This is a genomic window from Streptomyces sp. NPDC004284, assembly GCF_042874035.1.
GTDB lineage: Bacteria > Actinomycetota > Actinomycetes > Streptomycetales > Streptomycetaceae > Streptomyces.
Window position 1 is genome coordinate 98,548 of sequence record NZ_JBIAMJ010000002.1, and the last position, 25,720, is coordinate 124,267.

The window sequence follows — 25,720 nt, forward strand, 5'->3', positions numbered from 1 at the left end:
CTCAGGAGGTGCGGGACATGCGGCAGACGGCTTCGGAAGGCCGCGGGCCGGTGCGCTACGGACCTCCCGCACCCGACAGCGGACTCCCCGTGCTGCCCGGACTCGCCGGGATCCTCGCCGCCGCCGCGGGACGGACCGCGCCCGAGCCGCCGGGAGGCGGGCCCGTCCTGCGCGAGGCCGCCGCCGGGTACTGGTGGCGGCGCGGTCTGCGCACCCACCCCGAGGACGTGGTGGCCGCGCCCGGCGCCCCCGCCCTCCTCCTGGCCCTGCTCGCGGCCCACGGCGGCGACCTGCTGCTGCCCCGCCCCTGTCCCGCCTGGTGGACCCCGCAGGCCCGGCTCCTCGGCCGCCCCGCCTACCACGTGCCCACGCCCGCCGAGGCGGGCGGCGTCCCCGATCCGTACGCCCTCCTGGAGACCGTCCGGCGGATCCGCGCCGAGGGCGGCGACCCCCGGGTCCTGCTGCTGTCCGTCGCCGACGACCCCACCGCCACCGTCGCCCCGCCCGAACTCGTCCGCGAGGCCTGCGAGGCCGCCGTCGCCGAGGGCCTCCACGTCATCAGCGACGAGACCTGGCGCGACACCCTCCACCACCCGCACGACACGATGCTGCTCAGCCCCGCCGAGATGTGCCCCGACGACGTCACCGTCCTCGCCGACCTCGGCGGCGCCCTCACCCCCGCCGCCTGGCCCTGCGCCGTCGCCCGCTTCCCGCCCACCGACCCGTCCCGCGCCGACCGCTGGACCGACCGCCGGGCCCGCGTCCTCGACGTGCTCACCGTCCTCGGGGCCCTCGTCCCCGGGCCCGTGGCCCCCGCCATGGCCCACGCCCTCGACGAACCCGAGGACGTCACCGTACGGGCCCGGCGCGCCGCCACCGCCCACGGGCTCCTCGCGGCGGCCGCGTACCGCGCCGTCCTCGCCGCCGGAGCCCTCGCCCGGCCCCCGCAGGCCGGCCGCCACCTCTACGCCGACCTCGGCCCGCTGCGCGCCGGGCTCGCGGCCCGCGGCGTCACCGACTCCCTGGAGCTGGAGAGCCACCTCACCGCGCGCCTCGGCGCCCCGGCGACCGGCGGCCACCGCTTCGGCGACGAACTCGGCGCGCTGCGCGTCCGGTTCGGCACCGGCCTGTTCCTCGGCGCCGACGAGGAGGAGCGCGCCGAGACCCTCGTGGCGGCGGACCCCGTCGAACTCCCGCACGTTTCCCGCGCGTTGGAGGAGTTCGGGGGAGCCCTGGAGGAACTCCGATGACGGGGAGCGCCGCCACCGCCGTACGCCGACGTCCCACGACCCCTCCACGCAGTGCCGAGCACGAGCGGAACGGAGCCCGCAGATGACCGAACGGACGGCACCCCCCGCCCGGGCCTCCCAGGCCCCGCCCCACCCCGCCCCGGTCACGTCCCCCGCCTCCGCCCCTGGCCCGGTCGAGTCCCCCGCCCCCGGTCCGGTCGCGTCCCCCGCCCCGGTCACGCCCCCGGCTTCCCCACCCGCACCCGCACCCGTCCTCCAGCCCCTCGGCCGGCTGCGGCACGACTGGCCCCGGACCTTCGCCGACCGGCTCACCGCACCGCTCCCCGGTGTCCGGGCCCTGGCCCGTCTCGCCCGGGAAGGAGCGGTACGCCCCCGTGCCGAGGGTCTCCGTGACATCCCCCTGCTGCCCTTCGAGCCCGGCTCGCTGCCGCCCGCCGGACCCGGCACCCTCGCCGTCACCTGGGCCGGGCACGCCAGTTGGGTCCTGCGCGTCGGAGGGCTCACCGTCCTGACCGATCCCGTCTGGTCCCGCCGCATCTTCGGCACCCCGGCCCGGCTCACCCCCGTCGGGGTCCGCTGGGAGGACCTGCCGCCCGTCGACGCCGTCGTCATCAGCCACAACCACTTCGACCACCTCGACGGTCCCACCCTCAAACGGCTGCCCCGGCACACCCCCGTCTTCGTCCCCGCCGGGCTCGGCCGCTGGTTCACCCGCCGCCGGTTCAGCCGCGTGACCGAGCTCGACTGGTGGGAGGCCGCCGAACTCGACGGCGTCCGCTTCGACTTCGTCCCCGCGCACCACTGGTCCAAGCGCACCCTCCTGGACACCTGCCGCTCCCTGTGGGGCGGCTGGGTGCTCACCGACCGGACCGGGCGCCGGATCCACTTCGCCGGGGACACCGGATACGGCCACTGGTTCGCCGAGATCGGCCGCCGCTACCCCGGCATCGACCTGGCGCTGCTCCCGATCGGCGCGTACGACCCGCGCTGGTGGCTCGGCGACGTCCACACCGACCCGGAGGAGGCGGTCCGCGCCCACCAGGACCTCGGCGCCCGGCGGATGGCGCCCATGCACTGGGCCACCTTCGTGCTCTCCTCCGAGCCGGTCCTCGAACCCCTCACCCGGGTCAGGGCCGCCTGGGAGAAGGCCGGTCTGCCCCGCGAGGACCTGTGGGACCTGCCGGTCGGCGGCTCACGGGTGCTCGTGCCCTGACGGGGCCCCCGTGCCCCGCACCCGCCGCCACAGCGCCGGGACCGCGCTGATCAGCACCGTCAGACCGACCGCCGCGACGACTCCCTGCCAGGGCTCCGGGAAGAGCGAGCCGCCCAGGATCCCGATCAGCTGGTACGTCGCCGCCCACGCCAGGCACGCCGCCGCGTCCGCCCGGACGAAGCGGCGCAGCGGCATCTGGGCGAGCAGGCACGCCAGCATCACGGGGATCCGGCCCCCCGGCACGAGCCGGGACAGCACGAGCACCGACACCTGGTGCGTGTCGAGCCGCTCCTGCGCGTGCGCGAGCCGGTCCGGCGTCACCCGGGACCGCAGCGCGGCGAGCCACCGCGAGCCGTTGCGGGAGCGGACCCCGCGCTGCCCGAGCCAGTACAGCGCCGTGTCCCCGAGCCAGGCGGCGAACGCCGACACCAGGAAGACGAAGAGCAGCGAGAACGGCGAGGACTGGTGGAAGGCGACCACCGCCGCCGAACTGACGATCGCGCCCGTCGGCACGATCGGCACCAGCGCGCCGAACGCCACGAGCAGGAACAGCGAGGGATAGCCGACCGCCTGCTGCGTCGACTCCGGCGGCAGCTCGCGCACCGCACCGACCATGCCGGTGAGACCACCGATCACCGCGCGACCTCCGGCCGCACCCGTTCGCCGTGGCCGAGGAGGTGGACCGCCACCTTCGGCGCGAGCCGGGCCGCGTGACGGACGAACTCGTCGCCCGGCGCGTGGAACTCGTGCGGACGGACCCCGTCGAGCCCGATCGGCCAGTACGTGCCGAAGTGCACCGGCACCGCCGCCGCCGGCGAGAGCGCGGCGAGCGCCCGGGCCGCGCGTCCCGCGTCGAGGTGGCCGTGGCCGAGGTAGGGCCCCCAGCCGCCGACCGGCAGCAGGGCCACGTCCACCGGGCCCACCGCGTCCGCCATGCCGTCGAACAGGCCGGTGTCCCCGGCGAAGTACGTGCGCGCCTCGCCCTCGACGACGTATCCGAGCGCGGGGGAGCGGTGCGGCCCGATCGGCAGCCGCCGCCCGTCGTGGAGCGCCGGGACGGCCCGTACGGTCACGCCCTCCACCGTCACCGCGTCGCCCGGCTCCACCTCGGTCAGCCGCAGCCCGCTCCGGTCGAGCCTGCGCAGTCCCGGTACGGCGGCGGGCGCGCCGCGCGGCACGAGGATCCGCGTCCCCGGCGGGAGCAGGGCGAGCGAGGGCAGGTGGAGGTGGTCGGCGTGCAGGTGCGAGACGAGGACGGCCTCGGCGCGGGCGGCCTCCGGCGGCGGCAGGGCGCCGCGCCGGCGGCGCAGATGGGCGAGCCGCCGGGCGAACAGCGGATCGGTGAGGAAGCGGACCCCGGAATCCTCGACCGTGCAGGTCGCGTGGCCCCACCAGGTGACCTCCACCGGCATGCCGTCCTTCCGCCGTCCGTCGTCCGTGCCCGTTCCGTAACGAGGGTAAATGTCCGGAGCGCGCTCCGGAGGATGTTCGGCCGTCGCGATCCCCAGTAGGGTCGGCCCATGGACGACGTTCGGGTGGCGGCGATCGCCAGCCTCACCCCGCTCGAAGAGCTGGACAGCGACCCCTTCCTTGTCGACACGCGCGGCCAGCACGCGGTGTGCGCCCGCTGGGCCGACGACAAGGGGTACGTGCTGGCCCGTCAGCTGTTCTGCTACGGGATCCGCCCGGACCACGCGGAACTCTGGGCCGACGTGGAGGCCGGGACGGTGGACCTCTTCGTGGCCCCCAGCGAGCGGGTCCTCGCCCGCGCGCTGACCTCCGTGCCGGGCTTCCGCGCCGAGTGCGAGCGGCGCGGTGTGCGGGTGGAGACGGTCGGACCTGACGAACCCCCGTACGACACGGCGGCCAAGGGGGGCGTGCACCGGCGGCTCTCGATGCCGACCGCCGGATACGACGGCACCTGAACCCCTTTCTGCGCCGCTGACCCCCGCAGCACGTCCATCCCGCCCGACCGGGGCCGTTGTGCCACGCTTGGAGCAGGAAACGGGCGAAAGGTGAAGCGGGCGTGGGTGACGGGCGATGGGGTGGCGCCGACCGCTGGCGGTCCGCGGGCAGGACAGTGGTGCGGGTGCTCGTGGTCTGGGCGGTGTCCACGCTCACGATGCTCGTCCTCGCCGGGCTGCTGCCCGACTTCCAGCTCCAGTCCGACGACGGCGACAGCTTCACCAGGATCGCCCTCACCGCCGCCGCGGCGGCCGGCGTCTTCGGTCTGCTCGGCGCGCTCGTCTGGCCGCTGATCGTGCGGGCCCTGCTGCTCGTCCCGGCCTTCGTCCTCGGCCTGCTCGTCTTCTTCCTGAACGGCTCCCTCCTGCTCCTCGCGCTCTGGCTGATCCCCGACGGGCGCGGCGTCGCCGATCCCGAGACGGCCGTCGTGGTCGCCGCCGTCATGTCCGCCGTCGCCTCCGCCACCTCCACCGCCCTCGCGGTACGGGACGACGACGCGTACCGCCGCCGGCTCTACCGGCTCACCGGCCGCACCCGGCCCCGCGACCCGGACGCCACGGCGGAAGCCGTGCCGGGCACGGTCTTCCTCCAGCTCGACGGCGTCGGCCACCACGTGCTGCGCGGCGCCGTCGCCGACGGGCTGATGCCGACCGTCGCGGGCTGGCTGGACGCCGGCCACCGGCTCACCCCCTGGCGCACCGACTGGTCCAGCCAGACCGGCGCCAGCCAGCTCGGCATCCTGCACGGCTCCAACGAGGACGTGCCCGCCTTCCGCTGGTACGAGAAGGACACCGGCCGGATCATGGTGTCGAACCGCCCGGCGAGCGCCGTCGAGCTCCAGCGCCGGGCCGTGCGCCGCACCGGGGACGCCGGTCTCCTCACCGTCGACGGGGCCTCCCGGGGCAACCTCTTCAGCGGCGGCGCCGACCAGCTCGCCCTGGTCCTGTCGACGGCCGCCCGCCGGGGCCCCCGCAACCGCTCCCGGGCCGGCTACTTCGCGTACTTCTCCGACCCGGCCAACGCCGTCCGCACCGCCGGATCGCTCGTCGCCGAGTGCGTCCGCGAGATGGGCCAGTCGACGCGGGCACGGCTGCGCCGGGAGGCCCCGAGGGTCTCGCGCGGCGGCACGTACCCCTTCGTCCGGGCCTTCGCGACGGTCGTCGAGCGGGACGTCGTGGTCTCCGCGGTGATGGGCGACGTGCTGGCCGGGCGGACCGCGGTCTACGCCGACCTCGTCGCGTACGACGAGGTGGCGCACCACTCGGGACCGCGCGGCCGGGACACCGACCAGGTCCTCGCGCGCCTCGACCGGGCGATCGGGCTCATCGCGACCGTGGTCGAGCACGCCCCGCGTCCGTACCGGATCGTGCTCCTCTCCGACCACGGGCAGAGCCCCGGCGAGACCTTCGAGTCGGCGTACGGGCTGACGCTCAAGGACCTCGTACGGGCCGGGTGCGGGCTTCCGGTGTCGCGCAGGGTGCGGCGTACCTCCAGTGGATCGGAGGCGAGGGACGCGGCCAGGGACGCGCTGCGCAGCGCGCTGCACCGGCCGGTGGACGAGAGCGGCGAGACGGCGCGGGAGCTGCCCGCCCGGCCTTCCGAGCCGGTGGTCCTCGCCTCGGGGAACCTGGGGCTCGTCTCCTTCCCCGACGTGCCGCACCGGATGACCCGGGAGGAGATCGACCGGCGCCATCCGGCGCTGCTCCGGACCCTGGCGCACCATCCGGGGGTCGGTTTCGTGCTGGTGGCGAGCGCCGAGCACGGCTCGGTGGTGCTCGGCCGCGACGGGGTGGAGGTGCCGGTCGCCGAGCTCGCGGACGACGGCCCGCTCGCGGTCTTCGGGCGCGGCGCGGCGCGGGCGGTACGGCGCACGGACGGCTTCCCGCACGTCGCGGACATCATGGTCAACTCCATGTACGACCCGGCGACCGGGGCCGTGCACGCCTTCGAGGAGCAGATCGGCTCGCACGGCGGTCTGGGCGGCGAGCAGTCGCACCCCTTCCTGCTCTCGCCGCCGGACCTGTCGCCGCCGGTGGGGGAAGGGGAGGAACTGGTCGGGGCGGAGCGGGTGCACCGGGTGCTGCGGCGCTGGCTGCGGGAGTCCTCGGGACCGCAGGTGCCGCTGGGGCCGGTGGAGATTTCCCGGTCCACACAGGAAACGGAACTAGTTCTTCCGGTCGATGGGGCGGTTCCGCCGGACAAAAATCCCTGATTTGGACGCCTGTTCGCCGTTACCGGACGATGGTCCGGATTTGTACGACGGAAGGCGCACCACCCCATGAGCACGGCCACCACAACTCCACAGCGGGACGCGGCACGGCAGGAGGGCACCAAGCACGCCCGCCGCTTCGGACTCCCCATCGCGACAGCCCTGGTCATGGGCAACATCATCGGCGGCGGCATCTTCCTGCTGCCGGCCTCCGTCGCCCCCTACGGCACCGTCAGCCTCGTCGCCTTCGGCGTCCTCACCCTCGGCGCGATCGCCCTCGCCCTCGTCTTCGGCCGGCTCGCCCACCGCCTGCCGCAGACCGGCGGCCCCTACGTCTACGCACGCGCCGCCTTCGGCGACTTCGCCGGCTTCCTCGCCGCATGGTCGTACTGGATCACCGCCTGGGTCTCCAACGCGGCCCTCGCCGTCGCCGCCGTCGGCTACCTCGACGTCCTGGTGCCGATCCACGAGTCCAAGGCCGCCACCATCGCCGCCGCCCTGACGCTCCAGTGGCTGCCCGCGCTCGCCAACCTGGCCGGCACCCGCTACGTCGGCGCCGTACAGCTCGTCGCGACCGTCCTCAAGTTCGTCCCGCTGATCCTGGTCGCCGTCGGCGGCCTGTTCTTCTTCGACAGCGCCAACCTCGGGCCGTTCCAGGCGAGCGGGGGCGGCACGCTCGGCGCGGTCTCCGCCTCCGCCGCGATCCTGCTCTTCAGCTACCTCGGCGTCGAGTCCGCCGCCGTCAGCGCCGGCGAGGTCCGCGACCCCCGCCGCAACGTCGGCCGCGCCACCGTCCTCGGCACCCTCGGCGCCGCCGCGGTCTACCTGCTCGGCACGCTCTCCGTCTTCGGCACCGTCGCCCACGACAAGCTGGTCACCTCCACCGCGCCCTTCTCCGACGCCGTGGACGTCATGTTCGGCGGCTCCTGGGGCGGCGCCGCCGTCGCCTGCATGGCCCTGGTCTCCATGCTCGGCGCCCTCAACGGCTGGACCCTGCTGAGCGCCCAGGCCCCCTACGCGGCCGCCCGCGACGGACTCTTCCCGAAGGTCTTCACCGTCAAGCGGCGCGGCGTGCCGACCGTCGGCGTCCTCGTCACCGTCGTCCTCGCCTCGCTCCTGACCGTCTACAACTACACGGCCGGCACGAAGGGCGTCTTCGAGATCCTCGTCCTCGTCACCACCTTCACCGCCACCGTGCCCTACCTGCTGTCCACCGCCGCCCAGATCTACTTCCTGCTCTCCGGGCAGTCCGAGAAGGTGTCCCGGGCCCGCCTCGCCCGCGACGGCGTCCTCGCCCTCGCCGCCTTCGGCTTCTCCCTCTGGCTGGTCGCCGGCTCCGGCTACGCCGCCGTCTACCAGGGCGTCCTGTTCCTCTTCGCCGGCGTGCTCGTGTACGCCTGGATGGCGGCCCGCAAGCAGCGCGCCTCCTCCCAGGGGGTGAATGAGGAGGCCCGCGCGTAGGCCGCCCGGGCGGATCTCGGTCCGGGGCGGCCTACCGGACCCGCGGCGGGGCAGTACGGATCTCCGTGAGCCCCGCGCACCAGCCGCCCGTCGCGCCCGCCGCCCCGGCGGGGCACCGGACGCGCCCGGAGCGGGGCCGGTACCGGTGGATCGCGCTGCTCCTCGTCCTCGCGGCCCTGCTCGGCACCGGGGCCGCCGCGCCCTCCGTCGCCGAGACGCGCGCCACGGCCGCCGCCCCGGCCTCCGACCCGGGCGGCGAGACCCACGACCAGGCCGCCACCGGGACCGCGCTCCCCGGCCGCGCCCGCCAGGACGGCGCGCGCCTCCGCCCCGCCGGGCCCGGAGCCCGGCCCCAGGGCCCCGGGACCCAGCCCGGGACTCCCGCCCCCGTACCCGCCCCGCGCGACGACGCGCTCCGGTGCGTGGTGATGCGCTGCTGAGAGGCCCCCGCCTCCCCGCAGTCCTCCAGCCATCACCCCCGTACCACGAGGAGCTTCGCCATGCCCGTCGACCCGTACGCCGTCCTCCAGGCGCTGCTGCGCGCCGAGGCCTCCCGCGCCCGGCGCACCGAGCACACCGCGCCCGAGACCGGAGCCGCGGCGCCCGCCCGGACCACCGAGCCGGCCGCCCCCGCGCCCGAGGCGCCCGCCCACCGGGCGGACCCGCTGCGCTGACCGCCGGCCCCGGCCTTCCGGAGCGCGGCTCCGGGAGGCCGGTGGACCCCCTCGCCGCGCACCGGCCAGGCCTCAGGTCAGGACCGTGAAGGCACGGGACCTCAACGCCCGTTCGAGCCGTGCCCGCAGCCGCAGCACCGTCTCCTCCCGGCGGGCCTCCGGGTCCAGCTGGGCGAGGAGGCACTGCCCGAGCGCGTGGGCGTGCGCGGTGGCGCGGAAATCCGCCCACTCCTCGACGGCCGGCCGCGGCAGGTGGTACGTGGTGGCCAGGGGCAGCCCGGTCATCCGGGAGAGGCGTTTGGCGGTGAGCTCGTGGTGTTCGGCGACGAGTTCGAGGAGAGCCGGCGCGCGACGGACGGAACCTGTGAGGGTGGGGCTGGCGGGGGCCATGAGGTCAGTGTGACGAGAGGGATGCGGCTTCGCGCCCCTCTCGTGGATCTTGTGGAATCATCCCTGCCGCATGGGCCGAACCCCCACGATCCTCCAAGCCCCGGACGCACAAGCCCTGCTCAGGCCCCGGACGCGTCGGCCTCGACCGGGCCCCGGCCGCGCCTGGAGTGCAGCGCCACGAGGACCGCCGCCGCCGTGGCGAGGACCGTGAGCGCCGCCAGGGCCGGGACCAGACCGACCAGCGGGCCCGCCGCCAGGCAGCACACCCCGCCCACGGTCAGGGCGGCCGGCAGCCGGCCCGAGGTGCGCAGCACGATCGCGGCGGCACCGAGCAGATAGACGCCGACGCCCCCGGTCAGCGACCAGGCCACGGCGCCGTGCAGCGGCTCGGCGAGACCGTAGTGCCCGGTGTCGGCGACCTGCTGGAGGACCTTCTTCATCCCGAGCGCGCAGAGCACGATCCCCGCCACCAGCGGCAGGTGCAGGAACGTGTAGACGTCCCGCGCGAAGCGGGTGCGCTCGTCGCCGTCCAGCCCGGTGAGACGGTGCTCGGCGGCCTCGCCGAGCTGCCGGAAGTACAGCCGCCACAGCCCGGCCGAGAGCAGCAGCCCGGCCGCCGAGGCGCCCAGCACGGCGTACGAGAGCGGGAAACCGCCGACGCCGACGCCCATCGCCACGATGGACTCGCCCAGGGCGATGATCACGATCAGACCGTGCCGTTCGGCGAAGTGCCCGGGGGAGTTGACCCGCCAGCCGGAGGAGCCGGTGAGGTAGACGCCGCCGTAGTCGATCGCCACCGCCCCCAGCCACCACAGCAGCTGGGCCCGCCCGCCGTGCGCGCAGCCGATCAGCAGCAGCACCAGCGGCGGCAGCACGGACAACAGGGCCGTACGCCGCAGCGTGGCCCGCAGCGCGGCGTCGCCCGGGCTGGACACCCAGTACGAGACCAGGTGCAGGATGCGCACCGCGCCGTAGCAGAGCACGAACACCAGCGGCGGGGAGAGCCCTTCCGGCGCGTCCGTGAAGACCCTCGGCACGGCGAGGGACACGATCAGGACGACGGCCATGACGGTGACGAGGACGCCGAACAGGGCGCCGGAATCGGCCCGTACGACATTGCCCAGCCAGGCGAAGCAGCACCAGCACCACCACAGCAGCGCGAGCACGACCATCGCGCCCACCATCCGCGCCGGTGACGGCGCGGCCGCCATCAGGGCGGTGACCTGGGTGATCGCGTACACGAAGACCAGATCGAAGAAGAGCTCCGCGGGCGTCACCTTGTGATCGTCCCCGGTGGCCACCATGCGGGCCCGTTCCCTGTTCCACGCCATCTGTGTTCTCCCCCTCGGGGGCACCGGTTCCGGCCACCCCGGCGCGAAGACTACTCACACCCGGGGGAGCGGTGGCACGCGTGTCCGGGGACCGGCATTACCTCCGGCGTAATCGACCCCCTCCGCGCCGCCCGGCATGCTCAGGGACACCGGAACCCGGGCGGCGCACTCCGCTCGGGCTCCGGGCCCGTCACCAGCACGAACGTCCCCCTTTGGAGGGTGATCCGCCATGTCCCAGGCCCTGCTCGCCGGTCTCGCCCGCACCACCCGGCCCCAGGTCGCGGTGCGCCGCTTCCTCGCCCTCGACGCCGTCGTCACCGGGGCCAACGGGATCGCCTACCTCGCCGCCTCCGGCCCCCTCGGCGAACTCCTCGGCGTCGACGCCGGACTCCTCCTCGAACTCGGCCTCTTCCTCACCGCGTTCGCCGCGGGCGTCGCCTGGCTCGCGAGCCGCCCGCAGCCCCCGGCGCTCGCCGTGAAGCTCGTCGTCGACGCCAACGTCCTCTGGGCCGTCCTCAGCGTCGTCGCCCTCGTCGCCTGGCTGGAGCCGACCACCGCCGGCCTGCTGTGGACCCCGATGCAGGCGGCCACCGTCGCCGGCTTCGCCGGACTCCAGTGGGCGGCCCTCAGGGCCGTGACGCGCTGAGCGACCGCAGGTACGCGACCGTCTCCGGGTCGGCCGGGAGGAACGTCTCGATGGCCAGCTCGGCGACGGTCACGTCCATCGGCGTGTTGAACGTCGAGATCGACGACACGAAGGACAGCACCCGGCCGTCGTGCTCGATCCGCAGCGGCAGCGCGAAGTACGGGTACGGCTCCGCGTCCGGCCGGTCCTCCGGATCGATCCGCTCCGGCAGCGGATAGGCCGCCACCTCCTCGTACAGCGCGCGCAGCGGCTCCGAACGGGCCAGCGCGATCTGACGCTCCATCTGGGCCAGGAGGTGGCCCCGCCACTCCCGCAGGTTCCGGATCCGGGGCGCCAGGCCCTCCGGGTGCAGGGTGAGCCGCATCGCGTTCATCGGCGGGGCCAGGAGGTGCTCCGGGACTCCGCCGAGCAGCAGCCCGATGCCCCGGTTGGCCGCCACCACCGTGTACGTGCCGTCGACCACCAGGGCCGGATACGGCTCGTACCCGTCGAGGAGCTGCTGGATGCCCCAGCGCAGCGTCTCCAGGCGCGGCGCGTCGAGCGGCGACTCCGCGTACCGGGGCGCGTAACCCGCGGCGAGCAGCAGCGCGTTCCGCTCCCGCACCGGCACGTCCAGGTGCTCGGCGAGCTTCAGGACCATGTCCTCGCTCGGCCGGGAGCGTCCCGTCTCCACGAACGAGATGTGCCGCGCCGAGGAGTCCGCGCGCAGCGCCAGCTCCAGCTGGCTCAGCCGCCGCTGCTCACGCCATCCGCGCAGCAGCGGCCCCACCCCCGTGTCGCTCACGACAGTTGTCATGGCCAGACGGTATCCCAGAGGGGGACGCCGGGTAGCTTTCCCCCCGGGGCCCCTGCCCGTCACCCCGTCACCGCGCACCACCCGACCGGAGGGAGCACCGCCGTGCCCACACAGCCGCTGTCGCAGAAGGAGATCGAGGACCGCCTGCGGGAGCTTCCCGGCTGGTCCCTCGACGAGGACCGGCTCACCCGCACCTACCGGCTCGGCGACCACTTCGCGGCGACCGCGCTCGTCGTCCACGTGGCCCAGATCCAGCAGGAGCTGAATCACCACTCCGACCTCACCCTCGGCTACAACACGGTCGCCCTCTCCGTGAACACCCACTCCGCGGGCGACGCCGTCACCGGGAAGGACTTCGACCTCGCCGAACGCGTCGAACGGATCGCCCCCGGCCACGGCGCGAACTGACCCCTCGTTAGGCTCGCGGGCATGGCGGAGACCGTGCTCGACTACGAGGCAGAGGCAGCGCACTACGACCGGACCCGCGGCGGCGTGCCCAGGGCCGAGGCCGCCGCGGAGGCGGTCCTCCGCCTCGTGCCGCCCGGCGCCCGCAGCCTGCTCGACCTCGCCTGCGGCACCGGCCTCGTCACCGAACGCCTCGTCCGGCCCGGCCTGCGCGTCCACGGGGCCGACGCCGCCCACGCCATGGTGCGGGTCGCCGCCGGCCGGGTGCCCGGCCGTGCCGTGCGCGCCGACGCCCGGAGGCTGCCGCTGCCCGACGCCTCCCTGGACGCCGTCGCGGCCGTGTGGCTGCTGCACCTCGTGCCCTTCGCGGCGGACGTCGTCGCCGAGGCGGCCCGGGTGCTGCGCCCCGGAGGCGTCCTCGTCACCACCGTCGACAAGGACGCCGCCCACGACGTCGGCAGCGACATCGACGCGGTCCTCCGCCCGTACCGCTCGGCCGCACCGGCCTCCGACCGCGCCGAGCTGATCACCGCGAGCGCGGCCGCCCACGGCCTCGACCCCGCCCCCGGCACCCGCTTCACCGGGCACGGGCAGGGCGCCACCCCGCGCGACACCGCCCGGAAGCTGCGCGCCGGCTACTTCGCCTCCTGGTTCGACGGCGACCCGGCGACCACCGGGACGCTCGCCGCCGCCCTGGCCGCCCTCCCGGACCAGGACCGCCCCCGAGCCGACCCCCGTTACCGGCTCGCGAGCTTCGTCAGGCGCGGCTGAAGTCCATCCGGCCCGTCCTGCCGGAAGGCAGGGCGTCCGCGAGATAGCCGGCCAGATCCGGCGTCCGGGGCACCAGCACGTGCCGGACCCAGGCCTCCCGTTCGTGCCCGAACGGCGCCAGCTCCCACACGCAGCCGATCCACGAGCGATCGACCCGGACGAAGTGCGTCGGATCGGTGTCGGGGCAGTCCAGGGCGGGCTGGCCGGCGGCCCCGCCGCCGAAGTGCAGCACGTTGTCCCACACCCAGCTGTACGCGTTGAGGTACGCGCCGCTGTCACCGCCCCGGTGCAGCACGACGAAGCCCGCCGCCGGGGTGCCGTCCAGAGGCGGCAGCAGCTCCGGAAGGAGGTCGTACGCCGCCTTCTCCACCTCCGGTTCGATCCCCTCGGGATCGGAGGTGACGTGGTAGCGCTTCAGCTGCCGACCGGCGATCTCGACCGGCGGCAGCACGAGGAGGTTCTTCTCTGCGAAAGCCATGGCTGGACCGTACGGACCCTTCACTGACACCTTGTGTCAGTGAAGTCCAGCAGGCTCGTCTCGATCCTCCTCCTGCTCCAGACCCGCGGCCCGATGACGGCCACCCGCCTCGCCGCCGAGCTGGAGGTCTCCGTCCGCACCGTCTACCGCGACGTGGAGGCGCTCCAGGCCGCCGGAGTGCCGCTGTACGGGGACGCGGGGCACGGCGGCGGCTACCGGCTGCTCGCCGGACACCGGCACCGGCTCGCCGAGCTGTACGCCCGCGAGGCCGAGGCCCTCGTCCTCGCCGGGCTGCCCGTCGCCGCCGACGAACTCGGACTCGGCCCGCACTTCGCGGACGCCCAGCTGAAGCTGCGGGCCGCGCTGCCCGCCCCGCTGCGCGAGCACGTCGACCGGCTGCGGGCCCGGTTCCACATCGACGCCCCCGGCTGGTACGCGGAGCCCGCCGAGGCCCCGTTCCTGCCCGGGGTCGCCGACGCGGTCCGCGCCGGACGCGTCCTGGAGGTCCGCTACCGCCGCTGGAAGGAGCCGACGGACGTCGACCGGCGCCTGGAGCCGTACGGACTCGTCCTCAAGGCCGGTCGCTGGTACCTGGTCGCCGGGCCCGGCCCGCGCACCTACCGCGTCGACCAGATCCTCGCCCTCACCGTCACCGACGAGGAGGCCGTGATCCCGGAGGGCTTCGACCTGGCCGCGCACTGGCGGGCCGGCCAGGAGGACTTCCACGCCCGGCTGCACCAGGGCGAGGCGCTCGTACGGATCTCCGCGCGCGGCGCCGCCCGGCTCACCGGTGCCGCCGCCCGGGCCCTCACTGCCCACGGCACCCCCGAACCGGACGGCTGGACCCGCGCCACCCTGCCCGTCGAGACGCCCGAGCACGCCCACGACACCTTCCTCGGCCTCGGCGCGGAGGTGGAGGTCCTCGCCCCCGAGGACCTCCGCGACCGCATCGCCGCGACCGTACGGACGCTGGCCGAGCGGTACGGCTGACCCCCTCCCCGGCGCACGTCCGGGCGCGGGAGCCCCGGCCCGGCCGGCGGGCCCGGGGCGTGTTGCCGGACCGGCAACATTTCTCGCGTACGCGGCCGTCCCGTCGCACCCTGGTGCCATGAGCCGGAATCACGCGTCCCACCACGGCCACTCGCACGGCGAGGGCCACGACCACACCCACCTCGACTGGAGCGAGATGGCTCCGCTCCTGGAGCGGCAGGCCGAGATCGCGAGCCCCGCCTACGCGGAGGCCGCCGCCTGGCTGGGCACCCTCGCGCCGGTGCAGGGCGTCCGCCGGATCCTGGACGTCGGCAGCGGTCCCGGCGTGGTGACCAGCCTGCTCGCCGAGGCCTTCCCGGCCGCCGAGGCCGTCGCCGTCGACGGCGCCCCCGAACTCCTCGCCCTGGCCCGCGCCCGCGCCGAGGCCCGCAACCTCGGCGCACGGGTCTCCACCCTCCACGCCGAACTCCCCGGGGCGATCGGCACCCTGGGGCGGGCCGACCTCGTCTGGGCGGGCAACTCCCTGCACCACATGGGCGACCAGAGCGCCGCGCTCGCCGAGTTCGCCGGCATCCTGAACCCCGGCGGGCTGATCGTCCTCGTCGAGGGCGGGCTGCCCCGGCGGCACCTGCCCCAGAACATCGGGATCGGCAGGCCCGGTCTCGAAGCCCGGCTCGACGCCGCCCACGCCGACTGGTTCGGCGAGATGCGCGCCGAGCTGCCCGGGACCAAGGACGAGCCGGACGACTGGCGGGCGCTGCTCGCCGGCGCCGGCCTCACCCCGGCCGGCACCCGCACGTTCCTCGTGGACGTCCCCGCGCCCGTGTCCCCGGCCGTCCGGGAGCTGGCCCTCGCCCACTACGAGCGGCTGCGGGACGGCCTGGCCGCCCGGCTCGACGCAGACGACAAGGAGACCCTCGACCGGCTGCTCGACCCGGCCGACGCGCTGTCCCTGCACCACCGCACGGACCTGTTCCACCTCACCGCCCACACCGTGCACACCGCCCGCAAGGGCTGAGCCCGCACCGGGCCCGGGTCAGGACACCGGCTCCAGCCGCCACCACTGGAACGGCGAGTCGGTGTCCTCCCACTGCCGGACGGTCCCCCCGCCCTCCCTCGACTCGTCGGCGACCTCCAGGAACAGCCCGCTGACGAAGCTCACCAGGGCCACCGTCCCCGGCGACTGGAGGTCCTGCTCGATGATCCACTCCTGCGCGCCGAAGTTGTTCGGCCTCCACTGCTGGATGCCGGCGCCGTTCTCCGTGGACGCGTTCACGACGTCGAGCCGTTTGCCGCTCGCCGCGTTGACCAGGTGGTGGAGCCCGCCGCCGTTCGGCACCGGCGTGATGTGCCAGTGCTGTCCGGGAGTTCCGTCCTCCGCGCCCTGCTGCGCCTTCGCGCCGCTGCGGCTCGACCCCCGGTACACCTCCAGGAGCAGTCCGCTCGCCACGTTCCGCACCCGGTAGAGGCCCTCCCGCACGGGCTCCGGGGCACCGCTCACCGTATCGACTCCTTCTCCTCGCCGGGCAGTTGCACCGCGCGGCCGTCACCGCCGCGCGCAGCCCTCGGGGGCCGTCTCCGACCCTACGTCCCGGGTACGACAACGGCCCCGGGCCGCCGCCCCGCCCGCCTCCCCGCCTGGCACGATGGGCCGGTGAACGATCCCGAACTCCGTACCCTGCTCGACGACCCCGCCGAGGTCCTGCGCCACGACCGCGCCGAGCTCCGCGCCCGCATCGACGCCCTGCCGGAGGAGCACGGAGGCGTCGGCCGCGAGGTGTTCACCCAGGCCGAGGCGGTGTTCGGGAGCGCCCCGGCGACCCCGGCCGAGTTCGCCTCCTGGCTGCACTTCGCCGCGACCGTCCTCGGCCACCGGGAGTACGCCGAGCGGACGGCGGCAGCCGAACCGGGGCTGCCGTGGCGGACGGTGTGGGCCTGGTGGCGGCCGGTCGGCGCCCACGAGGCCGCGCCGAACCTCAGCGGAGACCGCTCCGCCGAGGTGTACGAGGCCGGGGGCGTCCCGCTCCTGAAGGTCTGGGCCCTGTGGTGCGAGGACACCTGGTTCGACCTGGCCACCGGCGGGCTCCGGCCCGCCCCCGCCGAGGGCACGGCCGAACCGTACGAGGAGGACGAGCCGGACGGGCCCTGGCTGTTCGACGGCGACGACGAGTCCTGGGCGCTGCGCTGCCCCGACGGCTGGGAGGAGCCGATCCCGCTGGACGGCGGCCGCTACGTCTTCCTCGACGCGCGCGGAGTGGCCGTGGTGGAGCAGAACGACGAGGCCCTCGCCGCCTGGCCGACGGGCGGGGCCGATCTCTCGGGACCGGTGCCGGCGGACGGCGGGCCGTGGTTCCGGCCCGGCACGAGGAACGCGGACGGGCCGCTCACCGCGACCCGGCTCGACGGGGTCTTCGGCCCCTCCGGGGTCCTCCGCGTCCCGGCGGCCGGCCGGCCCGCCGTCCTCACGCACGCACCGACCCGGACGCTGCTCGCCGAGGCCGGACTGCCCCGCCACTGGGCGGCCGGCGTCACGTCCTTCGCGCTCGCCGAGGAGCCGCTGGGCCCCGGCCCCGAGGGCCTGCTGCGGGTCGGCGAGTTCGACCTCGGCTACTGCGATCCCGGGGAGGTCCTCGTCCACCCCGGCACCGGCGCCGTCGGGATGCGCCAGCCGGACGGCAGCCACGGCCCCGGCGGCGACGCCGTCTTCCCGCTCGTCCGCGACCTGGAGTCCTTCGTCCGGTTCCTGGAGGGCGTCCGCCGGCACATGGGCGCCTGCTGGGACCCGTACCCGGGGGAGGAGGGCGTGGAGGACTTCCTCCGCGCGATGGAGGCCGTCGACGCCGAGGCCCTCGCCGAGGACGCGCCCGGCGCAGAGGTCTGGGGGCACCTCTTCGCCTCGATCACCGAGCTCGGCGTGGACGGCTACTGAGCCGGGGGACCGCCGCGGCGCAGCGACGTGCGGCGGGCCGGCTCCACCCCCTCCGCCTCCTTCAGGCGCCGACGTTGAACTCCGCCGGGTTCGGGCCCAGCCGGCGGTTCTCGTCGAGGGCGGCGATCGCCGCCAGGTCCTCGGCGTCCAGCTCGAAGCCGAACACGTCGATGTTCTCGCGGATGCGGGAGGGGGTGACCGACTTGGGGATCACCACGTTCCCCAGCTGGAGGTGCCAGCGCAGCACCACCTGGGCCGGCGTCCGCCCGTGCTTCCGGCCGATCGCGACGATCGCCGGCACCTCGAGCAGCCCACGGCCCTGGCCGAGCGGCGACCACGCCTCGGTCGCGATGCCGTGCTTGGCGTGCACCTCGCGGGACTCCGTCTGGGCGAGCTGCGGGTGCAGCTCGATCTGGTTGACGGCGGGCACGACCGAGGTCTCGCCGATCAGCCGCTCCAGGTGCTCCGGGAGGAAGTTCGAGACGCCGATCGCCCTGGCGCGCCCGTCCGCGAGGATCTTCTCGAAGGCCCGGTACGTGTCGACGTACGCGTCCTTCGCCGGCACCGGCCAGTGGATGAGGTACAGGTCGACGTAGTCGAGCCCCAGCTTGCCGAGGGAGTCGTCGAAGGCGCGCAGGGTGGAGTCGTACCCCTGCGAGCCGTTCCACAGCTTGGTGGTGACGAAGAGCTCCTCGCGCGGGATCCCGGAGGCGGCCACGGCCTCGCCGGTGCCCCGCTCGTTCTCGTAGATCGCCGCCGTGTCGATGGAGCGGTAACCGGCGTCCAGGGCGGTGCCCACGGCCTTCGCCGCCTCGGCGTCCGGCACCTGCCAGACGCCGTAGCCGAGCTGCGGCATGCTCACGCCGTTGTTCAGGGTGACCGAGGGGACCTTGCTGTCCGTGCTCACGTGGGGTGGATCCTTACGTCGTCGCGGGAAACTCGGGTACTCACAGCGTCAACGATCACGGACCGTCCCGCATTCCGTCCCGCCTCCCCGTCAGCTGTACAGCGCCGCGACCTCCGCCGCGTACGCCCGCTCGATCGCCTTCCGCTTCAGCTTCAGCGAGGGGGTGAGCAGCCCGTGCTCCTCGCTGAACGGATGGGCCAGGATCCGGAAGGTGCGGATCGACTCGGCCTGCGAGACCAGCGTGTTCGCCGCCACCACGCCGCGCCGGATCTCCGTCTCCAGGGCCGGATCGCGCACCAGCTCGGCCGGGGAGAGCGGAGCCCGGCCCTGCATCGCGAGCCAGTGCTCCACCGCCTCCTGGTCGACCGTCACGAGCGCGGCGATGTACGGCCGGTCGTTGCCGACCACGATGCACTGGGCGATCAGCGGATGCGCCCGCACCCGCTCCTCCAGGGCGGTGGGGGAGACGCTCTTGCCGCCGGAGGTCACCAGGATCTCCTTCTTGCGCCCGGTGATCGTCAGATAGCCGTCCGCGTCGAGGGCGCCGATGTCCCCGGTGGCCAGCCAGCCGTCGTTGAGGACGGCGGCCGTCGCCTCCGGGGCGTTCAGATAGCCGGAGAAGACCTGGCCGCCGTGCAGCCACACCTCGCCGTCCTCCGCGATGTGCACCGTCGTCCCCGGGACCGGCTGGCCCACCGTGCCGTACTTGGTCCGCCCGGGCGGGTTCGCCGTGGCGGCCGCCGAGGACTCCGTCAGGCCGTACCCCTCGAAGACCGTGATGCCCGCGCCCGCGAAGAACAGCCCCTGCCGGCGGTCCATCGCCGAACCGCCCGACATCGCGTGCCGCACCCGCCCGCCCAGGGCCGCGCGGACCTTGACGTACACCGTCTTCTCGAAGAACTGGTGCTGCACGCGCAGGGCCGCCGACGGCCCCGGGCCGGTCCCGAAGGCCTTCTGCTCCAGGGCCTCCGCGTACGCGACCGCCACCTCCACGGCCTTGTCGAAGGGGCCCGTCCTCCCCTCGCTCTCCGCCTTGCGGCGGGCCGCGTGGAAGACCTTCTCGAAGACGTACGGCACGGCGAGCACGAAACTCGGCCGGAACGCCACCAGGTCCGGGAGCAGCTCGGCCGCCGCCATCACCGGCTGGTGCCCCAGCTTCACCCCGCCCCGGACCGCCGCGACCTCCACCATCCGCCCGAAGACGTGCGCCAGCGGCAGGAACAGCAGCGTCGAGGCCTGCTCGTCGGGCCGGGAGCGGAACACCGGCTCCCAGCGGCCCATCAGCGCTTCCGTCTCGAACATCAGGTTCGCGTGGGTGATCACACAGCCCTTGGGGCGGCCGGTCGTCCCCGAGGTGTAGATGACCGTCGCCACCGTCTCCGGCGTCACCGCCCGCCGGTGCCGGTGCACGACCTCCTCGTCGATGTCCGCGCCCGCCGCCGTCAGCTCGCCCACCGCGTCCGCGTCCAGCTGCCACAGCCGCTGGAGCCGGGGGAGCCGGTCGACCACCGAGCCGATCGTCATCGCGTGGTCCTCGTGCTCCACCACGCACGCCGTGACCTCGGCGTCGTGCAGCATCCAGAAGACCTGCTCGGCGGAGGAGGTCGGATAGACCGGCACGGGCTGCGCGCCCAGCGACCACAGCGCGAAGTCGAAGAGCGTCCACTCGTACCGGGTCCTGGCCATGATCGCGACCCGGTCGCCGAACCGCACGCCCTCCGCGATCAGCCCCTTCGCGAGACCCACGACCTCGTCCCGGAACCGGGCGGCGGTCACGTCCCGCCACTGCCCGTCCGGACCCTTCCGCCCGAAGGCGATCCGGCCCGGATCGGCGAGGGCGTGGTCGAACACGGCGTCCGCCAGACCGCCGACCTGAGGCGCCGCCTCGACGGGCGGCACGGTGAACTCGCGCACTGACCTGCTCCTCGACGGCTCGATGGCTGGAAAAAGCCCGTTGTCGCACTCCGTACGGCGCCGGTGACGGTACCCCAAGCGACCGGCCCGCGGCAGGGCCTTCACCAAGCCGGGACATTCCGCGTTCGCACAGGTCAGAGCCGGTGGGGCGGGCAGGTCGGGGGCGTCCCGGGGCCGTGACTGACCGGACGGTACGTCCTTCGGGGGCGAATCTCCACGGAATCTGTACGGGCCGCTCACGCCCCCGCCCCGGAAGCACCGCGATGGCGCCTTCTCGACGCCCCCGCGCCCCCGCGCTCGGCGCGGCCCGTGGACCCGGTCGCCGTCGGTTCAGCGCGGCCGGTGCAGCCGGTCGCCGCCCGCCAGGATCGCCTCCGCGAGGGCGTCCGCCGCCTCCTGGGTCTCCCCGCCCCGGCGCCCCTTGCGCAGGACGAAGCCCACGTCCCCGAGCTCCGGCAGCCCCGCACGGGCCGGTACCGGGACGAGCCCCGGCGGCACCAGGCCCCGCGTGTGCGCCATCACCCCGAGCCCCGCGCGGGCCGCCGCCACGTTCGCGCTCAGGCTGGAACTCGTGCACGCGATCCGCCACGCCCTGCCCTGCGCCTCCAGGGCCTCCAGGGCGCGCGCCCGGGTGATCCCCGGCGGCGGGTAGAGGATCAGCGGCACCGGACGGTCCGGATCGAGCCGCAGCCCCGGCGCCCCGATCCAGACGAGCGCGTCCTCCCAGACGAGCAGGCCCCCGCTCTCCGTCCCGCGCCGCTTGGCCAGGATCAGATCGAGCCGGCCGGCCGCGAGCCGGGCCTGGAGCGTCCCGGACAGCTCGACCGTCAGCTCCAGATCGACCTCGGGGTGCTCGCGCCGGAAGGACTCCAGGATCTCCGGCAGCCGGGTCGTCACGAAGTCCTCCGACGCGCCGAACCGCAGCCGCCCGCGCAGCCGCGTCCCGCCGAAGAAGGCCGCCGCCCGCTCGTGCGCCTGGAGGATCGTGCGCGCGAAACCGAGCATCGCCTCGCCGTCCTCCGTCAGCTCCACGCGATGCGTGTCCCGGGCGAACAGCGGCCGGCCCGTCGCCTCCTCCAGGCGCCGCACGTGCTGGCTGACGGTCGACTGGCGCAGCCCGAGGCGGTCCGCGGCCCGCGTGAAGCTCAGCGTCTGGGCCACGGCGAGGAAGGTGCGCAGCTGGGTGGGCTCGTACACCCCACGACGTTATCGCGAACCGTGATGACAGTCAGAGGGCTGTACGGGATTCCCGATCACCGGGCCGTGGAGCAGGATGGACGTGCGCGACCCCCGTAGGAGCACTGGAGCCCATGACCCCCCGCACGCCCGGCCGCACCGCCCGCCGCCCCCTTCGACCGCCGTCCTGGCTGCCCGTCGACGGCTACGTCCTCGCGCTGCTCGGCACGGTCGCCCTCGCCGCGCTCCTCCCCGCCTCCGGGACCGCCGCGAGCGTCACGGAAGGCGCGTCGACCGGGGCCGTCGCCCTGCTGTTCTTCCTCTACGGGGCCCGGCTCTCCACCCGCGAGGCCCTCGACGGCCTCAAGCACTGGCGGCTCCACCTCACCGTCCTCGGCTGCACCTTCCTGCTCTTCCCGCTCCTCGGCCTCGCCGCGCGCGGCCTCGTGCCCGGCGTCCTCACCCCCCAGCTCTACAGCGGCCTCCTCTTCCTCTGCCTGGTGCCGTCCACCATCCAGTCCTCCATCGCCTTCACCTCGATCGCCCGGGGCAACGTGCCCGCCGCGATCTGCGCCGGCTCGTTCTCCTCGCTCGCCGGGATCGTCCTCACCCCGCTGCTCGCGGCGCTGCTCCTCGGCAACAGCGCGGGCGGCCTCTCCGCCGACGCGCTGGTGAAGATCGTGCTCCAGCTCCTCGTGCCGTTCCTGGCCGGGCAGTTCCTGCGCCGCTGGGTCGGAGCCTTCCTGGTCCGGCACAAGAAGGCCCTCGGGTACGTCGACCGGGGATCGATCCTCCTCGTCGTCTACACCGCCTTCAGCCGGGGCATGGTCGCCGGCATCTGGCACCTGGTGACCCCCGCCCGGCTCGGCGCGCTGCTCGCCGTCGAGGCCGTGCTCCTCGCGGTCATGCTGGCCCTGACCTGGTACGGAGCCCGACGCCTCGGCTTCGACCGGGGCGACCGGATCGCGATCCAGTTCGCCGGCTCCAAGAAGAGCCTGGCGGCCGGACTGCCCATGGCGAGCGTCCTCTTCGGCCCGCAGGCCTCCCTCGCCGTGCTCCCGCTGATGCTCTTCCACCAGATGCAGCTGATGGTCTGCGCGGTCATCGCGAAGCGCCGTTCGAAGGACCCGGAGGGAGCCACGGCGGCCGCCCCCGAACCCCTGCGAGCCCCCGAGGTGCCGACGGCGGGAACCCGATGATCATCCGGGCCGCTACGGTGCTCCCATGCCCGCACTCGATCCCGGCAGCACCGCGCTCGTCCTCGTCGACCTGATGGAACGCATCGTCGCGCTGCCGCTCGCCCCCCGCCCCGGTACCGACGTCCTCGCCGCCTCCGCCCGGCTCGCCGACACCTTCCGGACCGCCGGCGCGCCCGTCGTCCACATCCGCGTCGAGCGGCCGAACGTCGCCGCCCAGCCGCCCGGCAGCGAACTCGTCCCCGACCTCGTCGAGGACGGCGACCCCGTCGTCGTCAAGCGCACCATCGGCGGCTTCCAGGACACCGGACTGCACGAGCTGCTCGCCGGACTCGGCGCCACCACCCTCGTCCTCGGCGGCATCGCCACCAACCTCGGCGTCGAGTCCACCGCCCGCGCCGCCTGCGACCTGGGCTACGAGCTCGTCTTCGCCGAGGACGCCATGGCCGCGCTCACCGCGGACGAGCACCGCGCCTCCGTCGACCTCGACTTCCCGCGCCTCGGCACGGTCGCCCCCGTCTCCGCGATCACCCTGGACGGCCCCGAGTGACCCGCGTGCCGATACGGTACGGGGCCCGCCCCTGCTCCCTCGTCGTCTGCCGGGGCTGCTGCTGCGGGGACCCCCGCAAGAACCCCGGCATGGACCACGCCGGTCAGCTCGCCCGCCTCCGCGAGGCCGCCGCGGCCTCCGGCGGCCGACTGCTCGTCCGTACCAGCGACTGCCTCGGACCCTGCGCGCAGGCCAACGTGCTCGTGGTCCAGCCGTCCACCGAGGGCCGGCGCAGGGGCGGCCGGGCCGCCTGGATCGGCTGGAGTGCCGACGAGGACTGCCTCGACGAGGTCCTCGCCTGGACGGCGGCAGGCGGCCCCGGAGTCGTCCCGGCCCCGGCCGCCCTCGAACTCCAGATGATCGACCCGCCGAAGAACTGACCGTTCCTAGACGGCGATCCGGTGCTCGCCCGCGTACACGTTCATGTTCGGCCCGCGCAGGAAGCCGACCAGCGTCAGGCCCGTCTCGGCGGCCAGGTCCACGGCGAGCGAGGACGGCGCGGACACCGCGGCGAGCACCGGGATCCCCGCCATCACGGCCTTCTGCGCCAGCTCGAACGAGGCCCGCCCCGACACGAGCAGCACCGCCCGCTCCAGCGGCAGCAGCCCCTCCCGCAGCGCCCGCCCGACCAGCTTGTCCACGGCGTTGTGCCGGCCCACGTCCTCCCGTACGTCGAGCAGTTCGCCGTCCTCCGTGAACAGCGCCGCCGCGTGCAGTCCGCCGGTCGAGTCGAAGACCCGCTGGGCGGCCCGCAGCCGCTCGGGCAGCACCGAAAGGAGGTCGGGGGTCAGCCGGACCGGGGGAGCGTCGGCGATCGGGAAGCGGGCCGTGGTGCGGACCGCGTCCAGGCTGGCCTTGCCGCACAGCCCGCACGAGGACGTCGTGTAGACGTTCCGCTCCAGCGTGATGTCCGGGACCTTCACACCGGGGGCCAGCTGCACGTCCACCACGTTGTACGTGTTCCGGCCGTCCTCCGTGGCGCCCGCGCAGTACACGATGTTCCGCACGTCCGAGGCCGCCGCGAGGACCCCCTCGCTCACCAGGAAACCGGCCGCGAGCGCGAAGTCGTCGCCCGGAGTGCGCATGGTGATCGCGATCGGCCGTCCGTTCAGCCGGATCTCCAGCGGCTCCTCCGCCACCAGGGTGTCGGGACGCGTGGTGACCGCACCGCCCCGGATCCGCACGACCCGCCGCCGCTCGGTGACCCGTCCCATCGTGACCCCACTCGATTCTCTCCGCGGAAAAGGCCGGGAAGGCCCTGACCGCCCCATTCTCCGTCACGCCCCCACCACCGCACACGACCCGGCCCGTACCTGGCCCGTTGTCACGGTCGGCCAAGCGATACGGGGGAATGTTGGTGGTTTACGTCACCTGTTACTGATCAGTCGCTGGCAAGACTGGGTGATCCTGCCGGACGAACGAACCACCTAGGGGGTCCCGGGAATGACGGGCACTCGCATTGCCGCGCTCGGGCACTACCAGCCCGCCAGGGTGCTGACCAACCACGACCTGGCCGAGCTGGTCGACACGAGCGACGAGTGGATCCTCAGCCGGGTCGGCATCCGCACCCGGCACGTCGCCGGGCCCGACGAGCCCGTCGACGAGCTCGCCGCCCACGCGGCCGGCAAGGCCCTCGCCACCGCCGGCCTCACCGCCGGCGACGTCGACCTCGTCCTCGTCGCCACCTCCACCGCGATCGACCGCTCGCCCAACACGGCCGCCCGCGTCGCCGCCCGCCTCGGCATGGGCTCGCCCGCCACCATGGACCTCAACGTGGTCTGCGCCGGCTTCACCCACGCCCTGGCCACCGCCGACCACGCCGTCCGCGCCGGGGCGGCCCGCCGTGCCCTCGTCATCGGCGCCGACAAGATGACCGAGATCACCGACTGGACCGACCGCACCACCTGCGTCCTCACCGGCGACGGTGCGGGCGCCGCGATCGTCGAGGCGACGGAGACGGACACCGGCGCCATCGGCCCGGTCCTGTGGGGCTCCGTCCCGGAGATGGGCAACGCCGTCCGCATCGAGGGCACCCCGCCCCGCTTCGCCCAGGAGGGCCAGTCCGTCTACCGCTGGGCGACCCAGCAACTGCCCGCCCTCGCCCGGAAGACCTGCGAGCGCTCCGGCATCGCCCCCGAGGACCTCGCGGGCGTCGTCCTCCACCAGGCCAACCTGCGGATCATCGAGCCGCTCGCCGCGAAGATCGGCGCCGTCAACGCGGTCGTCGCCCGGGACGTCGTCGATTCCGGCAACACCTCCGCCGCCTCCATCCCGCTGGCCCTGGCCAAGCTGGTCGAACGCGGCGAACTGCCCTCCGGCGCCCCGGTCCTGCTCTTCGGCTTCGGCGGCAACCTCTCGTACGCGGGCCAGGTCGTCCGCGTCCCGTAGGGCCTCGGCGGATCACGGCCGGGTCCGCGGCGCCCGGCACGGCGGGGCATACCCCGTTCGGCGGAGCCCGGTGGCGGCGGG

At 74.7% G+C, this 25,720-nt stretch carries 27 protein-coding genes and 1 pseudogene; 17 read left to right on the top strand and 11 right to left on the bottom strand.

Annotation, left to right across the window (positions count from 1 at the left end):
* Positions 1-17: 17 nt before the first annotated feature.
* Both ACFYUS_RS05535 and ACFYUS_RS05540 read left to right on the top strand, forming a co-directional pair.
* Entirely contained in the window at positions 18-1,250 is a 1,233-nt protein-coding gene (locus ACFYUS_RS05535) for an aminotransferase class I/II-fold pyridoxal phosphate-dependent enzyme (protein WP_388846204.1), read from the top strand.
* An 82-nt stretch (positions 1,251-1,332) separates the two neighbouring features.
* A complete protein-coding gene (locus ACFYUS_RS05540; protein WP_388846206.1) occupies positions 1,333-2,463 on the top strand; it encodes an MBL fold metallo-hydrolase in 1,131 nt (376 codons plus the stop codon).
* On the opposite strand, the gene ACFYUS_RS05545 is transcribed toward ACFYUS_RS05540, so the two are convergent.
* A complete protein-coding gene (locus ACFYUS_RS05545) occupies positions 2,443-3,078 on the bottom strand; it encodes a DedA family protein (RefSeq protein WP_388847713.1) in 636 nt (211 codons plus the stop codon). The genes ACFYUS_RS05540 and ACFYUS_RS05545 overlap by 21 nt on opposite strands.
* A 17-nt stretch (positions 3,079-3,095) precedes the next feature.
* On the bottom strand, positions 3,096-3,875 hold the full coding sequence (locus ACFYUS_RS05550; RefSeq protein ID WP_388846208.1) for an MBL fold metallo-hydrolase: 780 nt from the start codon (positions 3,873-3,875) through the stop codon (positions 3,096-3,098).
* A gap of 108 nt (positions 3,876-3,983) precedes the next feature.
* Between ACFYUS_RS05550 and ACFYUS_RS05555 the strand changes: the two genes are divergently transcribed.
* The 5 genes from ACFYUS_RS05555 to ACFYUS_RS05575 all read left to right on the top strand — a co-directional run bounded on the left by ACFYUS_RS05555 (position 3,984) and on the right by ACFYUS_RS05575 (position 8,772).
* Positions 3,984-4,388 (top strand): hypothetical protein, encoded by a 405-nt coding sequence (locus tag ACFYUS_RS05555; RefSeq protein ID WP_388846210.1) that lies wholly within the window; start codon positions 3,984-3,986, stop codon positions 4,386-4,388.
* A 101-nt stretch (positions 4,389-4,489) separates the two neighbouring features.
* A complete protein-coding gene (locus tag ACFYUS_RS05560) occupies positions 4,490-6,640 on the top strand; it encodes a phage holin family protein (protein WP_388846212.1) in 2,151 nt (716 codons plus the stop codon).
* A gap of 66 nt (positions 6,641-6,706) precedes the next feature.
* Positions 6,707-8,098, top strand: coding sequence for an amino acid permease (locus tag ACFYUS_RS05565; protein ID WP_388846214.1), 1,392 nt, complete (start codon positions 6,707-6,709; stop codon positions 8,096-8,098).
* A 65-nt stretch (positions 8,099-8,163) separates the two neighbouring features.
* A complete protein-coding gene (locus ACFYUS_RS05570) occupies positions 8,164-8,538 on the top strand; it encodes a hypothetical protein (RefSeq protein WP_388846216.1) in 375 nt (124 codons plus the stop codon).
* Between the two features lie 60 nt (positions 8,539-8,598).
* Positions 8,599-8,772 (top strand): hypothetical protein, encoded by a 174-nt coding sequence (locus tag ACFYUS_RS05575; RefSeq protein ID WP_388846218.1) that lies wholly within the window; start codon positions 8,599-8,601, stop codon positions 8,770-8,772.
* Positions 8,773-8,916: 144 nt separating this feature from the next.
* Here ACFYUS_RS05575 and ACFYUS_RS05580 read toward each other — a convergent pair.
* Both ACFYUS_RS05580 and ACFYUS_RS05585 read right to left on the bottom strand, forming a co-directional pair.
* A pseudogene (locus ACFYUS_RS05580) lies at positions 8,917-9,162 on the bottom strand (helix-turn-helix domain-containing protein); the annotation flags it as partial.
* 119 nt (positions 9,163-9,281) lie between these two features.
* Positions 9,282-10,493, bottom strand: coding sequence for a low temperature requirement protein A (locus tag ACFYUS_RS05585; RefSeq protein ID WP_388846220.1), 1,212 nt, complete (start codon positions 10,491-10,493; stop codon positions 9,282-9,284).
* A gap of 229 nt (positions 10,494-10,722) precedes the next feature.
* Here ACFYUS_RS05585 and ACFYUS_RS05590 point away from each other — a divergent pair, with 229 nt between their 5' ends.
* Entirely contained in the window at positions 10,723-11,139 is a 417-nt protein-coding gene (locus ACFYUS_RS05590; protein WP_388846222.1) for a hypothetical protein, read from the top strand.
* Here the strand turns inward: ACFYUS_RS05590 and ACFYUS_RS05595 are convergent.
* Positions 11,120-11,935 carry a helix-turn-helix domain-containing protein gene (locus ACFYUS_RS05595; RefSeq protein ID WP_388846224.1) on the bottom strand — a complete coding sequence of 272 codons (816 nt, stop codon included), beginning with the start codon at positions 11,933-11,935 and terminating at the stop codon, positions 11,120-11,122. The genes ACFYUS_RS05590 and ACFYUS_RS05595 overlap by 20 nt on opposite strands.
* Positions 11,936-12,037: 102 nt before the next feature.
* Here ACFYUS_RS05595 and ACFYUS_RS05600 point away from each other — a divergent pair, with 102 nt between their 5' ends.
* Both ACFYUS_RS05600 and ACFYUS_RS05605 read left to right on the top strand, forming a co-directional pair.
* On the top strand, positions 12,038-12,343 hold the full coding sequence (locus ACFYUS_RS05600) for a 4a-hydroxytetrahydrobiopterin dehydratase (RefSeq protein ID WP_388846226.1): 306 nt from the start codon (positions 12,038-12,040) through the stop codon (positions 12,341-12,343).
* Positions 12,344-12,364: 21 nt separating this feature from the next.
* A complete protein-coding gene (locus ACFYUS_RS05605) occupies positions 12,365-13,111 on the top strand; it encodes a class I SAM-dependent methyltransferase (RefSeq protein WP_388846228.1) in 747 nt (248 codons plus the stop codon).
* Here the strand turns inward: ACFYUS_RS05605 and ACFYUS_RS05610 are convergent.
* Positions 13,098-13,589, bottom strand: coding sequence for a hypothetical protein (locus ACFYUS_RS05610; RefSeq protein ID WP_388846230.1), 492 nt, complete (start codon positions 13,587-13,589; stop codon positions 13,098-13,100). The genes ACFYUS_RS05605 and ACFYUS_RS05610 overlap by 14 nt on opposite strands.
* Positions 13,590-13,628: 39 nt before the next feature.
* Between ACFYUS_RS05610 and ACFYUS_RS05615 the strand changes: the two genes are divergently transcribed.
* Positions 13,629-14,579 (top strand): helix-turn-helix transcriptional regulator, encoded by a 951-nt coding sequence (locus tag ACFYUS_RS05615; RefSeq protein WP_388846232.1) that lies wholly within the window; start codon positions 13,629-13,631, stop codon positions 14,577-14,579.
* Positions 14,580-14,697: 118 nt separating this feature from the next.
* On the top strand, positions 14,698-15,597 hold the full coding sequence (locus tag ACFYUS_RS05620) for a class I SAM-dependent methyltransferase (RefSeq protein ID WP_388846234.1): 900 nt from the start codon (positions 14,698-14,700) through the stop codon (positions 15,595-15,597).
* Between the two features lie 18 nt (positions 15,598-15,615).
* On the opposite strand, the gene ACFYUS_RS05625 is transcribed toward ACFYUS_RS05620, so the two are convergent.
* A complete protein-coding gene (locus ACFYUS_RS05625) occupies positions 15,616-16,080 on the bottom strand; it encodes an RICIN domain-containing protein (RefSeq protein ID WP_388846236.1) in 465 nt (154 codons plus the stop codon).
* 153 nt (positions 16,081-16,233) lie between these two features.
* Between ACFYUS_RS05625 and ACFYUS_RS05630 the strand changes: the two genes are divergently transcribed.
* Entirely contained in the window at positions 16,234-17,508 is a 1,275-nt protein-coding gene (locus tag ACFYUS_RS05630; protein ID WP_388846238.1) for an SUKH-4 family immunity protein, read from the top strand.
* Positions 17,509-17,569: 61 nt separating this feature from the next.
* On the opposite strand, the gene ACFYUS_RS05635 is transcribed toward ACFYUS_RS05630, so the two are convergent.
* The 3 genes from ACFYUS_RS05635 to ACFYUS_RS05645 all read right to left on the bottom strand — a co-directional run bounded on the left by ACFYUS_RS05635 (position 17,570) and on the right by ACFYUS_RS05645 (position 21,526).
* On the bottom strand, positions 17,570-18,364 hold the full coding sequence (locus ACFYUS_RS05635) for an aldo/keto reductase (protein ID WP_388847715.1): 795 nt from the start codon (positions 18,362-18,364) through the stop codon (positions 17,570-17,572).
* Positions 18,365-18,505: 141 nt separating this feature from the next.
* Positions 18,506-20,329, bottom strand: coding sequence for an AMP-dependent synthetase/ligase (locus ACFYUS_RS05640; RefSeq protein WP_388846240.1), 1,824 nt, complete (start codon positions 20,327-20,329; stop codon positions 18,506-18,508).
* 330 nt (positions 20,330-20,659) lie between these two features.
* Complete coding sequence (locus ACFYUS_RS05645) at positions 20,660-21,526, bottom strand: LysR substrate-binding domain-containing protein (RefSeq protein ID WP_388846242.1); 867 nt, start codon at positions 21,524-21,526, stop codon at positions 20,660-20,662.
* Positions 21,527-21,639: 113 nt separating this feature from the next.
* Between ACFYUS_RS05645 and ACFYUS_RS05650 the strand changes: the two genes are divergently transcribed.
* Genes ACFYUS_RS05650 through ACFYUS_RS05660 form a run of 3 tightly spaced genes read left to right on the top strand, consistent with a single transcriptional unit; the run spans position 21,640 to position 23,631 of the window.
* Positions 21,640-22,704, top strand: coding sequence for a bile acid:sodium symporter family protein (locus tag ACFYUS_RS05650; RefSeq protein ID WP_388846244.1), 1,065 nt, complete (start codon positions 21,640-21,642; stop codon positions 22,702-22,704).
* A 25-nt stretch (positions 22,705-22,729) separates the two neighbouring features.
* Positions 22,730-23,251, top strand: a complete 522-nt coding sequence (locus tag ACFYUS_RS05655; protein ID WP_388846246.1) for an isochorismatase family protein — start codon at positions 22,730-22,732, stop codon at positions 23,249-23,251.
* Positions 23,248-23,631, top strand: coding sequence for a (2Fe-2S) ferredoxin domain-containing protein (locus ACFYUS_RS05660; protein ID WP_388846248.1), 384 nt, complete (start codon positions 23,248-23,250; stop codon positions 23,629-23,631). The genes ACFYUS_RS05655 and ACFYUS_RS05660 overlap by 4 nt, the downstream gene beginning before the upstream one ends.
* Before the next feature lie 6 nt (positions 23,632-23,637).
* On the opposite strand, the gene fdhD is transcribed toward ACFYUS_RS05660, so the two are convergent.
* A complete protein-coding gene (gene fdhD / locus ACFYUS_RS05665) occupies positions 23,638-24,465 on the bottom strand; it encodes a formate dehydrogenase accessory sulfurtransferase FdhD (RefSeq protein ID WP_388846250.1) in 828 nt (275 codons plus the stop codon).
* A gap of 229 nt (positions 24,466-24,694) precedes the next feature.
* On the opposite strand from fdhD, the gene ACFYUS_RS05670 reads away from it, so the two are divergent.
* A complete protein-coding gene (locus ACFYUS_RS05670; protein ID WP_388846252.1) occupies positions 24,695-25,639 on the top strand; it encodes a beta-ketoacyl-ACP synthase III in 945 nt (314 codons plus the stop codon).
* Positions 25,640-25,720: the final 81 nt, after the last annotated feature.

Coding starts and splice junctions, on each gene's coding strand:
- ACFYUS_RS05550 (WP_388846208.1), bottom strand. CDS start 3,875: ATGCCGGTGGAGGTCACCTGGTGGGGCCACGCGACCTGCACGGTCGAG.
- ACFYUS_RS05595 (WP_388846224.1), bottom strand. CDS start 11,935: ATGACAACTGTCGTGAGCGACACGGGGGTGGGGCCGCTGCTGCGCGGA.
- ACFYUS_RS05565 (WP_388846214.1), top strand. CDS start 6,707: ATGAGCACGGCCACCACAACTCCACAGCGGGACGCGGCACGGCAGGAG.
- ACFYUS_RS05590 (WP_388846222.1), top strand. CDS start 10,723: ATGTCCCAGGCCCTGCTCGCCGGTCTCGCCCGCACCACCCGGCCCCAG.
- ACFYUS_RS05575 (WP_388846218.1), top strand. CDS start 8,599: ATGCCCGTCGACCCGTACGCCGTCCTCCAGGCGCTGCTGCGCGCCGAG.
- ACFYUS_RS05635 (WP_388847715.1), bottom strand. CDS start 18,364: ATGCCGCAGCTCGGCTACGGCGTCTGGCAGGTGCCGGACGCCGAGGCG.
- ACFYUS_RS05670 (WP_388846252.1), top strand. CDS start 24,695: ATGACGGGCACTCGCATTGCCGCGCTCGGGCACTACCAGCCCGCCAGG.
- ACFYUS_RS05535 (WP_388846204.1), top strand. CDS start 18: ATGCGGCAGACGGCTTCGGAAGGCCGCGGGCCGGTGCGCTACGGACCT.
- ACFYUS_RS05650 (WP_388846244.1), top strand. CDS start 21,640: ATGACCCCCCGCACGCCCGGCCGCACCGCCCGCCGCCCCCTTCGACCG.
- ACFYUS_RS05610 (WP_388846230.1), bottom strand. CDS start 13,589: ATGGCTTTCGCAGAGAAGAACCTCCTCGTGCTGCCGCCGGTCGAGATC.
- ACFYUS_RS05605 (WP_388846228.1), top strand. CDS start 12,365: ATGGCGGAGACCGTGCTCGACTACGAGGCAGAGGCAGCGCACTACGAC.
- ACFYUS_RS05620 (WP_388846234.1), top strand. CDS start 14,698: ATGAGCCGGAATCACGCGTCCCACCACGGCCACTCGCACGGCGAGGGC.
- ACFYUS_RS05555 (WP_388846210.1), top strand. CDS start 3,984: ATGGACGACGTTCGGGTGGCGGCGATCGCCAGCCTCACCCCGCTCGAA.
- ACFYUS_RS05545 (WP_388847713.1), bottom strand. CDS start 3,078: ATGGTCGGTGCGGTGCGCGAGCTGCCGCCGGAGTCGACGCAGCAGGCG.
- ACFYUS_RS05655 (WP_388846246.1), top strand. CDS start 22,730: ATGCCCGCACTCGATCCCGGCAGCACCGCGCTCGTCCTCGTCGACCTG.
- fdhD (WP_388846250.1), bottom strand. CDS start 24,465: ATGGGACGGGTCACCGAGCGGCGGCGGGTCGTGCGGATCCGGGGCGGT.
- ACFYUS_RS05585 (WP_388846220.1), bottom strand. CDS start 10,493: ATGGCGTGGAACAGGGAACGGGCCCGCATGGTGGCCACCGGGGACGAT.
- ACFYUS_RS05540 (WP_388846206.1), top strand. CDS start 1,333: ATGACCGAACGGACGGCACCCCCCGCCCGGGCCTCCCAGGCCCCGCCC.